General features: G+C 58.4%; 14 protein-coding genes. 7 read left to right on the forward strand and 7 right to left on the reverse strand.

Annotated features, from left to right (window positions below; genetic code table 11):
* The first annotated feature begins 11 nt into the window (after positions 1–11).
* The 4 genes from ACEN2J_RS14790 to ACEN2J_RS14805 all read left to right on the forward strand — a co-directional run bounded on the left by ACEN2J_RS14790 (position 12) and on the right by ACEN2J_RS14805 (position 6,879).
* Entirely contained in the window at positions 12–1,343 is a 1,332-nt protein-coding gene (locus tag ACEN2J_RS14790) for an amidase (RefSeq protein ID WP_442106878.1), read from the forward strand.
* Positions 1,344–1,521: 178 nt separating this feature from the next.
* Positions 1,522–2,709 (forward strand): aminotransferase class I/II-fold pyridoxal phosphate-dependent enzyme, encoded by a 1,188-nt coding sequence (locus ACEN2J_RS14795; protein ID WP_442106879.1) that lies wholly within the window; start codon positions 1,522–1,524, stop codon positions 2,707–2,709.
* Positions 2,710–2,712: 3 nt separating this feature from the next.
* Positions 2,713–6,063 carry a DNA translocase FtsK 4TM domain-containing protein gene (locus tag ACEN2J_RS14800; protein WP_442106880.1) on the forward strand — a complete coding sequence of 1,117 codons (3,351 nt, stop codon included), beginning with the start codon at positions 2,713–2,715 and terminating at the stop codon, positions 6,061–6,063.
* Positions 6,064–6,306: 243 nt separating this feature from the next.
* Positions 6,307–6,879, forward strand: coding sequence for a LolA family protein (locus ACEN2J_RS14805; RefSeq protein ID WP_442106927.1), 573 nt, complete (start codon positions 6,307–6,309; stop codon positions 6,877–6,879).
* A gap of 84 nt (positions 6,880–6,963) precedes the next feature.
* On the opposite strand, the gene ACEN2J_RS14810 is transcribed toward ACEN2J_RS14805, so the two are convergent.
* Positions 6,964–7,545 (reverse strand): transglycosylase SLT domain-containing protein, encoded by a 582-nt coding sequence (locus tag ACEN2J_RS14810; RefSeq protein ID WP_442106881.1) that lies wholly within the window; start codon positions 7,543–7,545, stop codon positions 6,964–6,966.
* A 76-nt stretch (positions 7,546–7,621) separates the two neighbouring features.
* Positions 7,622–8,503 carry an AEC family transporter gene (locus ACEN2J_RS14815; protein WP_442106882.1) on the reverse strand — a complete coding sequence of 294 codons (882 nt, stop codon included), beginning with the start codon at positions 8,501–8,503 and terminating at the stop codon, positions 7,622–7,624.
* An 83-nt stretch (positions 8,504–8,586) separates the two neighbouring features.
* On the opposite strand from ACEN2J_RS14815, the gene hspQ reads away from it, so the two are divergent.
* A complete protein-coding gene (gene hspQ, locus ACEN2J_RS14820) occupies positions 8,587–8,913 on the forward strand; it encodes a heat shock protein HspQ (RefSeq protein WP_442106883.1) in 327 nt (108 codons plus the stop codon).
* On the opposite strand, the gene ACEN2J_RS14825 is transcribed toward hspQ, so the two are convergent.
* Positions 8,910–9,632 (reverse strand): helix-turn-helix transcriptional regulator, encoded by a 723-nt coding sequence (locus tag ACEN2J_RS14825; RefSeq protein WP_442106884.1) that lies wholly within the window; start codon positions 9,630–9,632, stop codon positions 8,910–8,912. The two genes, hspQ and ACEN2J_RS14825, sit on opposite strands and share 4 nt — an antisense overlap.
* Before the next feature lie 70 nt (positions 9,633–9,702).
* On the opposite strand from ACEN2J_RS14825, the gene ACEN2J_RS14830 reads away from it, so the two are divergent.
* Complete coding sequence (locus ACEN2J_RS14830; protein ID WP_442106885.1) at positions 9,703–10,296, forward strand: glutathione S-transferase family protein; 594 nt, start codon at positions 9,703–9,705, stop codon at positions 10,294–10,296.
* Here the strand turns inward: ACEN2J_RS14830 and ACEN2J_RS14835 are convergent.
* The 4 genes from ACEN2J_RS14835 to ACEN2J_RS14850 all read right to left on the reverse strand — a co-directional run bounded on the left by ACEN2J_RS14835 (position 10,293) and on the right by ACEN2J_RS14850 (position 13,360).
* Positions 10,293–11,186 (reverse strand): DMT family transporter, encoded by an 894-nt coding sequence (locus ACEN2J_RS14835; protein WP_442106886.1) that lies wholly within the window; start codon positions 11,184–11,186, stop codon positions 10,293–10,295. The genes ACEN2J_RS14830 and ACEN2J_RS14835 overlap by 4 nt on opposite strands.
* 6 nt (positions 11,187–11,192) lie before the next feature.
* Positions 11,193–11,327 (reverse strand): hypothetical protein, encoded by a 135-nt coding sequence (locus tag ACEN2J_RS14840; protein ID WP_442106887.1) that lies wholly within the window; start codon positions 11,325–11,327, stop codon positions 11,193–11,195.
* Between the two features lie 98 nt (positions 11,328–11,425).
* Positions 11,426–11,713: an HU family DNA-binding protein gene (locus ACEN2J_RS14845; RefSeq protein WP_050522019.1), complete on the reverse strand. Its 288-nt coding sequence runs from the start codon at positions 11,711–11,713 to the stop codon at positions 11,426–11,428.
* A 165-nt stretch (positions 11,714–11,878) separates the two neighbouring features.
* Entirely contained in the window at positions 11,879–13,360 is a 1,482-nt protein-coding gene (locus ACEN2J_RS14850) for an AMP nucleosidase (RefSeq protein ID WP_442106888.1), read from the reverse strand.
* 165 nt (positions 13,361–13,525) lie between these two features.
* Between ACEN2J_RS14850 and ACEN2J_RS14855 the strand changes: the two genes are divergently transcribed.
* Positions 13,526–14,368: an SDR family oxidoreductase gene (locus tag ACEN2J_RS14855; RefSeq protein WP_442106889.1), complete on the forward strand. Its 843-nt coding sequence runs from the start codon at positions 13,526–13,528 to the stop codon at positions 14,366–14,368.
* Positions 14,369–14,496 lie beyond the last annotated feature (128 nt).

Below are 14,496 nucleotides of genomic sequence, written 5' to 3' on the forward strand. Positions count from 1 at the left end.
AAAGGTGGGTTATGGCAGGCAATTGGCTTTGGATGACGGCAGCAGATTTGGGCCGTGGGATTGAGGCAGGCAAGATCAACGCGGTAGAGTTGACGGAAGCTTTCCTTGACGCGATTGATCGCCACCCCGAGGCCAAACGCATCTATTCCCGCACCACCCCGCGCCGTGCGCGGTCCATGTCTATGGCGGCGGCTGACCGTGCAAAGGCAGGGCAGCGGATTGGCCTGCTCGACGGCGTGCCGATTTCGTGGAAAGACCTGTTCGATGCCTCGGGCGCGCCGTGTGAGGCAGGTTCGGCGTTGCTGGCGGGCCGTGTTCCTGAAACGGATGCCGAAGTGCTAACCACCGCCACCGCGCAAGGGCTGGTCTGCTTGGGCAAAACCCACATGTCCGAGCTGGCGTTTTCGGGGCTGGGGCTGAACCCTGTTACCGCGACACCGCCTTGTGTGAATGATCCAAAGGCCGTGCCTGGGGGGTCTTCATCCGGGGCTGCGGCGTCGATTGCGTTTGGGCTGGCGCCTGCTGGGATCGGGTCGGATACGGGCGGGTCGGTTCGCATTCCGGCGGCTTGGAATGATTTGGTCGGGCTGAAAACCACCTCAGGCAGGCTATCGCTAAAGGGCGTGGTGCCGCTGTGCGAACGGTTTGATACCGTAGGCCCACTGGCCCGCAGCGTTGAAGATTGCGCGTTGTTGCTGGCCGCGATGGAGGGCGGAAAACCGGCCGATCTGGCAGGGGCAAGCCTAAAGGGCACGCGGCTTTTAATGTTAGATACCATGGCGCTGGACGATTTGCGCGCAGAGCCTGCACGCGGGTTTGAAGGCGCGGTTGCGGGGCTGGCCCGTTCTGGCGCGCGGATTGAAACTGCCAAAATCCCCGAGGTAGAAGAGGCGATGGCCCTCTCCGGCATGCTGTTCACCGCCGAGGCTTATGGCACTTGGGGCAAGCTGATTGAACAGGCCCCCGAAAAGATGTTCCCCCGCGTTTTAGAGCGCTTTCGGGCGGGCCTTGCGTTTTCCGGCCCCGATTATGTTGCAGGCTGGCGCAGGCTAGAGGTGCTGCGCGACATCTGGGCGCGCAAAACTGCCGAATATGACGCAGTAATTTTGCCCACCTCGCCGATATTGCCACCCAACGTGCAGCGCCTTTTGGATGACAAGGACTATTTCAACCACGAAAACATGCTGGCGCTGCGCAACACGCGGATCGGCAATATGTTCGGTGTCAGCAGCATGACCCTGCCCACTGGCCAGCCCTCTTGCGGCATCATGTTTTTTGCCGGCCCCATGCAAGAGGAACGGCTGCTGCGGCTGGCTTCGGCAGCGGAACGCGCGTTGGGCTAACACCCGTCTTGCGCTAAATGCTGCCACGTCCCGGCTATGGATTGTGGATAAGGTACGAAAAAGACACAATCCCCACCCCCAAACGCACAAAATCAAAGCGTTTTTCTGGACCGGCGGACAATCCCTCGCTATCATGGGGTCAAACGGGGCGACATGACCCCGACGAGATGAGGCAGCAATGACATTTCCTGAGCGGTTTTCGAACCTGCCAGAATACGCGTTTCCGCGCTTGCGGTCGCTTCTGGATTCACACCCCGCTGGGGGGGAAACAATCGCCATGACGATTGGCGAGCCGCGCCATGCTATGCCCGATTTTGTTGGGCCGATTTTGGCGGCAAACCTGAACGGCTTTGCGGTTTACCCGCCGAATGACGGCACGCCCGACTTGCTGGCGGCTATCGCAGGCTGGATACGGCGGCGCTATGACGTGGCGCTAAATCCCAATCAAATCATGGCCTTGAACGGTACGCGCGAAGGGCTTTTCAACGCCGCCGTGGCGCTGTGCCCGGAATTTAAGGGCGGCAAACGGCCTGTCATTCTGATGCCGAACCCGTTTTATCAGGTTTATGCCGTGGCCGCATTGGCGATGGGGGCCGAGCCGGTTTATGTGCCTGCGACCGCCGCCACCGGCTTTTTGCCAGATTACGCCAGCCTGCCGCGTGACGTGCTGGACCGCACGGCGATTGCTTACTTATGTTCGCCCGCCAACCCGCAGGGCGCTGTGGCCAGCACCGATTATTGGGCCGATCTGCTGGCCTTGGCCGGAAAGCACGATTTCAAAATCTTTGCCGACGAATGCTATGCCGAGATTTACCGCGACACCCCGCCCCCCGGCATCTTGGCCGTGGCCGAGGCGGTGGACGCCGACCCAGAGCGCGCGTTGACCTTTCATTCGCTGTCGAAACGGTCAAACCTGCCGGGGTTGCGGTCGGGCTTTGTTGCAGGCGGCGTGCAGTCGATGGCGCGTATTCGCCAGTTGCGGGCTTTTGCCGGCGCGCCCCTACCGCTGCCGATCCAAAAAGTATCCGAAGCGGCATGGAATGATGAGGCGCATGTCATTGCCTCTCGTGCGCTCTATGTCGAAAAATTCGTACTTGCCGACCGTATTTTTGACGGAATGCAAGGGTATCAACCACCACAAGCCGGTTTTTTCCTGTGGCTTCCGGTGCAAGACGGCGAAGAGGCCGCGTTAAAATTATGGCGTGAGACAGGGGTTCGGGTTCTGCCCGGCGCCTATTTGTCGCGCGATGTGGCGGGTGAAAACCCTGGCGCAGGTTATATTCGGGTGGCACTTGTCGCCCCAAAAGAAGAAACGCAGCGCGGGCTGACCCAGCTTCGCGACTGTCTCTACGGGCAAGGACGGTAAACCATGGCATCTTATCAAGTTAGACAGCGCGACCCACTGGTAGACCAGAACACAGCAGCGATGCTGGAGCGGCGCGGACGCGAGCTTATGGGTGCCGGACTAATTGCTCTGGCGTTGATGTTTGCGGCAATGTTGGGCAGCTATTCGGCCAATGATCCGGGCTGGATGATGGCCACCGATGACCCTGTAAACAACTGGTTGGGGCAGCTTGGGGCCTCGGTTTCCTCGACTTTGTTTATCATTGGCGGGCTTGGCGCGTGGGGGATTCCACTGATCCTTACAGCTTGGGGGCTTCGCTTTATTTCGCATCGTGGCGAAGACCGCGCGATGGGCCGTGTGGTCTTTGCCGTCATCGCTGTGGCCTTGGCCTCGGTTTTTGCCTCGACGCATGTGCCCGGTGCAAACTGGCCCCATGCCGCGATTGGCCTTGGCGGGTTGTTTGGCGATACGGTTTCGGGCGCGATGCTGGCAATTTTGCCGGTAGATGCGGGATTTGGCCTAAAGGTGTTGTCGGTTATCTCGGGTGCAAGCCTGCTGGCGATGAGCCTGTTTGTCACCGGCTTTGACGCACGCGAACTAACAGCGATCCGCCGGTTTGTTTTGCTTGGCGTTGTCACCACCTATGCGTTTGTTTTGTCGCTGGCAGGCCGTTCGGCGGCTGGCACGGCGCGCGCGGCGCAATCGGCGGCACAAAGCCTCGCCGAAAAGAAACGTGCGCGGCGTGAAATGGCGGCACATCAGGTCCAAGATCACAGCCGATATGATGAGGTTGTCTATGACGAGCCCTTTGCAGGCGCGATGCAGCCCACCCAAATGCGGGGCAAAATCGCGGGGCAATCTGCACCGGCGCGGCATATGCCGTCCAAGTCCTTGCGCGCCGAACCATTGAATGCCGATAAATCTGTAGGGGTTGCCTCGGGCTCTGGCTTTGGCCGCCCTGCCTCTTTGCGCCCAAGCGGCAAGCGCACGCCTGAAATCCACGCGCCTGTGAATTATGCGGACCAAGCGTATGACGATGCTCATAGCTATGACGCGGCGCCACAAATGCCTGCCGAAAAGTCGGGTCTTTTGGCACGTATGCCACAAATGATTCGCCGCGCGGCAACCGGCCATCAGCCCGAGCAGCCCATAATGGCTTTGGCCGAACAGACTAATCTGCCCAGCGAAGACCGTATCAAGGCGCGGATCAGTGATGTTATCCGCGCGCGTGGCGGCCCTGTGCCTGCAGGCCAGCAGCCAACCGTTCAAACGGCAGTGCAAGCCGCCCTTGCACGGCGCGAGCCACCCGTTATGGGGCGTCGTGGCCCTGTGCCGTTGATCGCGACACCGCGCAACAAGCAACCCGTGGGCTTGCCGCCAGAGCCGCCCGTGATCGCCGCGGCGCCTTCTGCGATGCCGCAAGTCGGCCCTAACATGGCCCGCCTGGCTGCAACCGCGGCCACCACCCGCGCGGCCCTGCCCAAAGCGCCACCACTGCCAGTAACCGAGGATTGGCAAGCCGATGACAGGGGCTTTGCAGATATGCATGACGCCTATGCAGCTGATGCCAGCGACCAAAGCACACCCCTTTCCGACCATAACTTTTACGCCGACGATGGGTATGATGCTGGTCAGGACGAGCCGTTTGCGCCAGAGCCCACGATCAAGCCCAGCCTGATCCGCGTGGCAACGCCAACCGCTACTGTTCCACCCGCGCATGCGCATACAACTCTGGCACCTGTTATGCGGCCGCCGGTTGTCGAACAGCGACGCGTTGTTCAGCCTGTTGCCAAAAAACCGATTGTGCCATCGCGCCAAGCCATCGCCGAGGCGCAACCCAACCTGAAGTTTGAAGACAATACACCGACGTATGAACTGCCACCCTTGGGCCTGCTGGCCAGCCCCGACACAGTAAAGCGCCACACCCTGCCCGAGGAAGCGCTAGAAGAAAACGCGCGGATGCTGGAATCGGTGCTGGATGATTACGGCGTTAAGGGCGAGATTGTCGCCGTGCGCCCCGGCCCTGTTGTTACACAATACGAGCTTGAACCGGCGCCCGGCCTAAAGGCCAGCCGTGTTATTGGCCTTGCCGATGATATCGCGCGGTCAATGTCGGCGCTGTCGGCGCGGGTTTCTACCGTTCCGGGCCGGTCGGTTATCGGGATCGAATTGCCGAACGCATGGCGCGAAAAGGTTGTGCTGCGCGAAATTCTGGCGGCGCGTGACTTTGGCGATAGCGCGATGAACCTGCCGCTTGCGCTTGGCAAGGATATTGCAGGCGAGCCGATCGTGGCCAACCTTGCCAAGATGCCCCACCTGCTGATCGCAGGGACCACGGGTTCTGGTAAATCGGTGGCGATCAACACGATGATTTTGTCACTGCTGTACAAACTGTCGCCCGAAGAATGCCGCCTGATCATGATCGACCCCAAGATGCTGGAACTGTCGGTTTATGACGGTATTCCGCACCTGCTGTCTCCCGTTGTGACCGACCCGAAAAAGGCAGTTATCGCCTTGAAATGGACCGTCGGCGAGATGGAAGAACGCTACCGCAAAATGTCGCGGATGGGCGTGCGTAACATCGAGGGCTATAACGGCAAGGTCCGCGAAGCACTTGCCAAAGGCGAGATGTTCAAACGCACGATCCAGACCGGATTTGACGATGATACCGGCGAGCCGGTGTTTGAAACCGAAGAAGATACACCAGTCTCGCTGCCCTATATCGTGGTGGTCGTCGATGAGATGGCCGATCTGATGATGGTGGCAGGCAAAGAGATTGAAGCCTGCATTCAGAGACTTGCCCAAATGGCACGCGCCTCGGGCATCCACCTGATTATGGCCACACAGCGCCCGTCTGTGGACGTGATTACGGGCACGATCAAGGCCAACTTCCCAACGCGAATTTCGTTCCAGGTGACCTCGAAAATCGACAGCCGGACGATTCTGGGTGAAATGGGGGCCGAGCAACTGTTGGGCATGGGCGATATGCTTTACATGGCGGGTGGCGCGAAAATCACCCGTATTCACGGGCCGTTTGTGTCAGACGAAGAGGTTGAGGAAATCGTCAACCACCTGAAATCTTACGGTCCGCCGACCTATATGTCGGGCGTGGTTGAAGGCGTGGACGAAGACAAGGAAAGCGATATAGACCTTGTTTTGGGTCTTGGCTCCGGCGATTCCAGCGAGAATGAGCTGTACGATCAGGCGGTTGCCGTGGTGGCCAAAGATCGCAAATGCTCGACCTCGTACATCCAGCGCAAGCTGGGCATCGGCTATAACAAAGCCGCCAAGTTGGTTGAACAGATGGAAGAAAACAGCGTTGTGACCGCCGCCAACCACGTCGGCAAACGCGAAATTTTGTTGCCAGAGCACTAGGGCCGCTTACAGATTGCTGCGTTTTGGGTTTGGTTTCTTAGTCCAGACCAAACCCAAAGCCCTATCCCTTGCCGAATCTTCCCACTCCACGGGCAAAGCCCCGCTCACTTCCTTGTGTCGTTTACTGCAAAGGGGTGCACCCTGCCCCCTGCATGCCTATATTGACTGCAAGACACCTCAGGAGTGAGCCAGACTATGAACCGTAGATCGTTTTTCCGCACCCTCGCCTTGCCGTTTTCGGCGATGGCGGTGCTTACGCTTTTGGCCGTGCCTGCCGCAGCCGATAAAATCCCGCTGAAAGACATTTCAAGCTATCTGAACGCTTTGACGACGGCACAGGTCGAGTTTACGCAAATCAATTCAGATGGCTCAATCTCTACCGGAACCCTTTTCATCCAGCGCCCGGGTCGCGCGCGGTTCGAATATAACCCGCCTGATAAAAACCTTGTGCTGGCGGGCGGTGGACAGGTGGCGATTTTTGATGCCAAGTCGAACCAACCACCCGAGCAATACCCGCTGTCGCGGACGCCACTATCGATCATTCTGGCCGAAAACGTCGATTTGGCCCGCGCCAAGATGGTTGTCGGCCACACGATTGACGGCAATACCACCCGCGTTCGCGCCCAAGACCCCGAGCATCCGGAATATGGCTCTATTGAAATGGTGTTTACCGCAGGCCCGACCGAACTGCGCCAGTGGATCATCCGCGATGATAGCGGTGCCGAGACCACGGTGATTTTGGGCGAGATGACCAAAGGTGCAAAACTGTCAGCCTCGTTGTTCGACATCACCTATGCCACACGGCGGCGAAACTAAGGCTGTTCGCAAGCCGTTTTAACCTGATCAAATGAAAACGGGGGCACATTGGCCCCCGTTTTTATTGTCCTATTCAGATAGGCTTTAGCGCCCGCAGCCGGCCAATTGGCCGCGATACATGTCGGCACGATCTGCAACTTTTTGCGAAACCACCAGCAGCCATGGCTTGGCGTTATAGCTGCCGCGCGCATAACCGGTGCGCCCCTCATGGTAGGCAAGATAGTGGGCACGGGCATCCCATTTGGAAATGCCAAGGCTCTTTTCGGTTTGGTCCATGTACCACCCCATAAAGTCGGTCGCGTCTGAAATACGGTCACGGCGGGCGCTACCGCGGCGCTGTTCACTTTGATACTCTTCCCAAGTGGCATCCAGCGCTTGGCTATAGCCATAGGCTGAACTTTGGCGGCCTATCGGGATGACCCCCAGCACATAGTTGTGCGGGGTCTTGGCATCACCGATAAATTTCGATTCTTGGTGAATGGTCGCCATTTGAACATGCACAGGCACGCCCCACTTGCGCTCACTCGCCTTCATCGCCCGGTAATACTCGGGGCGTTCGCGCACGATACTACATGCGTTGTCCAAATCACGTGGCGCCGAGAAGTTGCCGCCGCCACAAGAGCTTAGCAACAACATTAAAATCGACGCGCGGAGAAACCTGCTCATTATGCCCCTCGCACTTTATTCTTTTTTTCCAACATAGGGCAAAAAGCAGCAAAGGGAAATGGGGCAGCGCAAAACCTTAGATCAGAAATGCGAGAGTGAGCGGCAATGTCACTACCGACAGCAGGGTAGACACAATCACCATCCCCGCCACGGCATCGCCATCGGCCCCGTATTTGCTGGCCAGCATATAGGTGGTCACCGCAACCGGCGTGCTCACCTGCAAAATCAGTACCGCCATTGCGACAGGTTCCAACGCGAACACCTGCCCCACGGCCACGCCAACACAGAGGCAAACGATAACACGCAGCACCGACAGCCAGACCGCCTGCCCCAGCCGCCCCGGCGCCAGCCGCGCCACAGCCACGCCCAGCGTGATCAGCATCAACGGAATCGCCATTTGCCCGATCAGGTCAAGTGAGTTGGTCAACCATTGCGGCGTGTGCCAGCCTTGCCACAAAAACAACGCGCCCAGCAGGGTGCCGGCGACCAGCGGCTCTTTTAACACCCTTAGGGGTGAGCCGCCGTGGCTGACCAACCAAACCCCAAAGGTAAACCCCCAAATTCCCGCCACCGCAAACACGACCACCGCATAGCCAAGACCCGCCTGCCCAAAGGCAAACATCGCCAATGGAAGGCCAAGGTTGCCCGTGTTGCCAAAGATCAGCGGCGACAAATACGTCCGCCGTTCCAGCCGCAGCACGCGGGTCAGCCCCCAAAACACCAGCGTCAGCACGCCGTAAGCGGTGATCGCCGCCAGCAACAGATCGGCCAGCGCAGACCGCTCAATCTCGGTTTTCATCAGGGCGGTAAAGATCAGGCAAGGCGTGGCCAGTGTCATCGCAAGGCGGGTCACAAACTCCATCCGGTATTCAAAGCCGGCCTTGACCCAAGCAAAGCCGACCCCCGCCAAAAGCCCGACCGGCGCCACGATTTGCAAGACTGTTAAGATGAGGTTCACAGACTGTTTCCCTATTCTGACGCCTGCCCTGTGGACAAGACCTGATGCAAAGGAGTACTAAGCACAGTCAGAGGATGCAATAAATGCTGAAATCACGCGCGAAATATCATTTGGGCCAAGTATTGCGCCATCGCAAGCATCCCTTTCGGGGTGTGGTGTTTGATGTGGATGCGATGTTTTCCAATACTGACGAATGGTATGAAAACATCCCCGAAGACAGCCGCCCGAAAAAGGACCAGCCGTTCTATCACCTGCTGGCCGAGAATGACCAAAGCTATTATGTGGCCTATGTATCCGAGCAAAACCTGATGCCGGATGAAACGGGCGAACCGGTGGATCACCCCGACCTGTCCGACCTGTTTGGCGACTTTGAAGACGGGCGCTATCCGTTACAGTTTCAGCTGAACTAAGGCGGCGGTGCGCCAAGTGCGCCTCGGCGTGCTTGCCCTTCGCGGCGCATATCTTGCAAAAACTCCCTCAGCATTGGCACGCGACGCGGACGAAACGAATCGTCTGTGGCCTTTGCCTCGGCGATCTGGTGGAGGTGAAACTTGCGGAACCCTTGGCGCATGCAACACCACGCCAGCAACATCAACGTGCGATCCAAAAACACCACAGACAACGGCCAGATACGGCGGGTCGATTGCGCCCCTACTTTATGCGTATAGCTGATTTCGACCACCACCTCATCCCAGCAGGCCTGACGGATAAGCGCAAGCGCTGCGGGCGCGGGTGGGCGGCGGTCAAAGCGGTAGGTTTGATGCACGGCATGAATCGCTTGGCGCTGCACCCGTTCGGGCAAGGTTGCTGTGATCTTGGCCAGCGCCGCCTCGGCCGCTTGTACCAAGGCCGGGTCGCCCGCCATGCGCACCTCGGCCAGCCCCAGCACCAGCGCCTCGACCTCTAGCCGCGTGAACATTTGCGGCGGCAGCGCGGGGTCTTCGGTCAGGGTGTAGCCATAGCCCGGCGCGCCATCGATCAACGCGCCCCCTGCCCGCAAGGTTTCAATATCGCGGTAAAGCGTACGTTCCGACACTTCGGTTTCCAACGCCAGCCGTGCCGCTGTTACGGGCGCAGGCAGGCGGCGCAGCGCATCCAACAAGCGAAAAAGACGATCAGAGCGGGCCATGACATACTGACGGTTATTGACAGGATGCCCTCGCTATACCACCCCCATAGAAAACCGCAAAGGAATAGCCATGCTAACGCTTTATCACGCAGCACCATCCCGTTCGTCACGTATCCTGACACTGATTGACGAAATGGGAATTGGCGACAAAGTCACCATCAAACGCGTCACCATTCCCCGCCGGGATGGCACTGGCGCGCGCGACCCGTCTAACCCGCACCCAGAAGGCAAAGTACCGTGTTTGGACCATGACGGTACGCTGATTTCCGAGACCGGCGCGATTATGCTATATTTGCTGGAACTGTTCCCGAGCGACCTTGCGCCAAAGATCGGCGATCCGAAGCGTGGCGAATTCCTGACGTGGATGTACTGGTACGGTTCGGTCATGGAGCCGGTGATCGTGTTTGCGGCCTTGGAGATGGAGCACCCCGGCCTTGCCAGCACCTTTCGTGACCACGCGGCTGCGATTTCCCGCATTCATGCTGCGCTGGAATACGGCCCTTGGTTGCTGGGCGACCACTATTCGGCGGCTGACCTATTAGTGTATTCTCCCTACGCTTGGTTTGCCGAGATGTTGCCAGATGATCCGCTGATCACCGATTGGGTGGCCCGTTGTGCCGCACGGCCCGCACACCTACGCACCAAATCATTGGACGCTGCTTAATTCGCGCTGGCCCGCCGCACACTCGTTAGTTGAACGCGGGCCAGCTGCACTGCCAAAATCCCGCCTGCGATAATAATAACGCCGGCAACATCCCACAACGTCAGGCTTTCCCCCAGCAAAATGGACGCAACCAAAACCCCGAAAAACGGGTTCAAAAAGTGAAACGCCGCAGCCCGTACCGCACCGATCCGCGCCACCAGCAAGAACCACAACCACGTCGCCAGCAGCCCCGGCACCAAGGTCGTATAGGCAAACGCAAGGCCCAGCCGTGGTGTCCAGTTAATATCCCAGCTTTCCAGTGCAAAGGCGGCCACTGCTAATAGGCTGGCCCCAACAAGCATCTGCAACCCCACCACCATAAGCAAGTTGCCTCCCCCCGCCGTACCGCGCATTGTCAGCGTGGCAAAGGCAAGCGCTACGGCGCCAATACCGCAAAACAGCAGGCCCGTCAGGTCTACACCATCTGAAATACGGTGGCCCATGATGATCGCCACGCCAATCACACCCGCAATCAACCCCGCATAGCCCAAAGGCCGCAGCCGTTCGCGGTAAATCGCCCAGCCGCCCAGCGCCACAAGCAAAGGCATGGTAGATGCCACGATGGCCGCCAGCGATGCCTCGATCCATTGCATCGCGACAAAGTTGAACCCAAGGTACAGCGCATTTTGGCAGATGCCAAAAATGATCGTCGCGCGCCACTGGCCCCGTGTCAGCCGCGCGGTTTGGCCCAACGCCGCGGCAATCGCGACCCCGATCAAACCCGACACCAAAAACCGCAGTGCCAGCGCGGTTAGCGGCGGCGCATCGGCCACGATCATACGCGCCGAGGTAAACGCCGACGACCACATAAACGCAAATGCCAGCCCCATGAATATCGCGCGAAAATCCATAACGGGTTACATCGCCTTAAACTTGGCAAGCATAATGGCAAGATCGGTATCACCCGACTTTGCCCCTGCCGCCGTGATCAGGGTTTCATTCTGCCACAGGTCATAGCGTGCCATAGCAACAGCAGTGTCTTTGTTCGGCATGAACACGCTCCTTTTTCGTCACAAAACCCCACGGCAACAAAAAAGGCCACCCCAATACTGGGGCGGCCTAAAAACTTTGGCAAAGCCGAAAGTTTGGATCAGTCGTTGACCGAATCCTTCAATGCCTTAGCGATGGTGAATTTCACCTGCTTGTCGGCTGCTTTGGTCATGGTTTCGCCCGTTGCTGGGTTACGCACCTGACGCTCTGGACGTGCGCGGCAAGCCATTTTGCCTAGGCCTGGCAGCGTGATCGCGCCACCAGCAGCCACTTCACGGGTAACCAGCGCAGCAACAGCTTCAAGAGCTGTGGTTGCGGTTTTCTTGTCTGCGCCCATTTCTTCGGCCAGCGCTGCAATCAGCTGCGTCTTGGTCATTGGCTTGTTCATAAGTCCTGTCTCCATTGTCTTGCCCCGTCACTTGCGGGCCTTTGCAGCCCATAGGGGCGGATGCCCCGCTACATAGGTTTTTCACGCCTAAATCAAGTGCAAATTCCAACAAACACACTGCTTTCGGCGGGTTTTCCCCATAGCAAACGCCGAATAGCAGCCCGATCACAAGAAAGCTGTTTCTTCAAAGCTGCGCAACTTGCGGCTGTGTATGCGCTCCAGCGGCATTTCGCGCAAACGCTCCATGGCCCGAATGCCAATTTTTAAATGCCGCGCCACTTGGGTTTTGTAGAAATCCGATGCCATGCCAGGCAGCTTCAGCTCACCATGCAAGGGCTTATCCGACACACACAGCAAGGTGCCGTATGGCACCCGAAACCGGAAACCGTTGGCGGCAATCGTGGCACTTTCCATGTCCAGCGCAATCGCCCGCGATTGCGAAAGCCGCTTGACCGGGCCGGATTGGTCCCGCAACTCCCAGTTGCGGTTGTCGATCGTGGCCACAGTGCCCGTCCGCATGATCCGCTTCAGCTCGTACCCTTCCAGCTGGGTCACATCGGCCACCGCGCTTTCCAAGGCAATCTGAATCTCGGCCAATGCAGGGATAGGTACCCAGACGGGCAAGTCATCATCCAGCACGTGGTCTTCGCGCAAATAGGCATGGGCCAGCACGAAATCACCCAAGGACTGGCTGTTGCGCAGGCCAGCACAATGCCCCACCATCATCCACGCATGCGGCCGCAGCACGGCTATATGGTCGGTCGCGGTTTTGGCATTGCTGGGGCCAACGCCTATATTGACCAAGGTAATCCCCTGCCCGTCGGCACGCTTTAGATGATAGGTCGGCATTTGCGGCAGTTTCAACGGCACAGGCATTGCCCCATCCGCCGTGGTCAATATCGCATTCCCCGTACCCACAAATTCTATATAGCCGTTGGCAGGATCGGCCAGCATTTCACGGGCAAAGGCCTCAAACTCCTCAACATAAAACTGATAGTTGGTAAACAGCACATGGTTTTGAAAATGCTCGGGGGCGGTGGCGGTATAATGCGTCAAACGCGCAAGGCTGTAATCCACTCGCTGCGCGGTAAACGGCGCCAGCGGGAACGACCCATCGGCATGGGCAATCCGCGTGCCATTCACGATATCATCATTCGTCGTCGCCAAATCCGGCACATCAAACACATCACGCAGGCTGAAATCCAACACCCCCTCTTGCGGAATAGAAACCTCGGGCTTGCCCGCCACCGCGAAATGCACGGGAATAGGCGTATCCGATGGCCCGATTTCTACGGTTACACCGTGGTTTTTCATCAGCAGGTCAATCTGCTGGATCAGGTATTTGCGGAACAAATCAGGACGGGTGATCGTGGTTGAATAGGTGCCGGGCTGCGCCACATGGCCAAAGCTTAGGCGGCTGTCGCTTTTGGTAAAGCTAGTCGTAGTCAGGCGAATTTCGGGGTAATGCGCGCGCACGCGGCCCTCGGGCCTGCCCCCGCTGACAGTCGCGCTGAAATGCTGCGTCAAAAACTCGGTCGCCTCGGAATACAATTCCTCCAGCCGGTCAACCGCCAGTTCAGCCGATGTAAAGCTGTCGCTAACAGGGTGCTGCGGGGTCAAAACGGGTAGTTTCTTATCGTTGTTCATTTGCTTTTTCTTTTTCTTATCAAAAATGATCAGGCATTAAGGGCGTTCTTGCACCATTTCGCAAGCCTGAATTGCAACGCCCCAGCTATCGCGCCTTAACATCACAAGCTTGCGACATGCAAAAATCAAGTTGCACCAAAACCCCGCGCCGCAGATAATAACCTGATGAAAACACTTCTCTCTCTGGGTCACGGCTATTCGGCGCAGGCGCTTGGCAAAGTGCTGGCGCCGCAAGGCTGGCATATCATCGGCACCACCCGCGATGCAGCGGGCGCTGATGCCTTGCGCGCCATTGGGGTAGAGCCCATAATCTGGCCCGGCACCCCGCTTGCCCCCGCGCTTGCCCGCGCCACACATCTGCTCAGCTCTATCGCGCCCGATGCCGCCGGCGATCCGGTGCTGACACAGCACAGCGATGACATCGCCAGCGCATCGCTAGAATGGGTGGGGTATCTGTCCACCACCGGCGTTTACGGCGACCATCAAGGCGATTGGGTTGATGAGGAAACACCCCTTTCCCCCAGCACACGGCGCGGCCAACACAGGGTTGCCGCCGAACAAGCATGGCAAGCGCTTGGCCTGCCGCTGCATATCTTTCGGCTGGCAGGGATATATGGCCCAGATCGCGGCCCCTTTGCCAAGGTGCGCGAAGGCACCGCCCGCCGCATCCTTAAACCAAACCAAGTCTTCTCGCGCATCCATGTCGATGACATCGCACAAACCCTTGCCGCGTCTATCGCCCAGCCCAACCCGGGGCAAATCTATAACGTCTGCGATGATGACCCCGCCCCACCCGAAGATGTTATCGCCTTTGCGGCCGAACTGCTCGGCCTGCCCATCCCGCCCGCCGAAAACTGGGAAACCGCCGAAATGACCCCAATGGCCCGCAGCTTTTATGCCGAAAGCAAACGTGTGCGAAATGACCGGATCAAAACGGAACTCGGCGTAAACCTCATCCACCCCGACTACCGCGCAGGCCTTCAGGCCCTACTGGCCCAAGACCAATAATCCCCGCTTTCTTTTCGGCATAAATATCCATCTGCCCTATTCTTTAAGGGCAATCATATCTTGGTTTGTAAACAAACCGCATTAGGGAATTGCCAGTCAGGGCAAGGGGGGGGGCGAGCACCCCCGCC

Origin of the sequence: Pseudorhodobacter sp. W20_MBD10_FR17, assembly GCF_052119765.1 — a bacterium.
Lineage (GTDB): Bacteria > Pseudomonadota > Alphaproteobacteria > Rhodobacterales > Rhodobacteraceae > Pseudorhodobacter.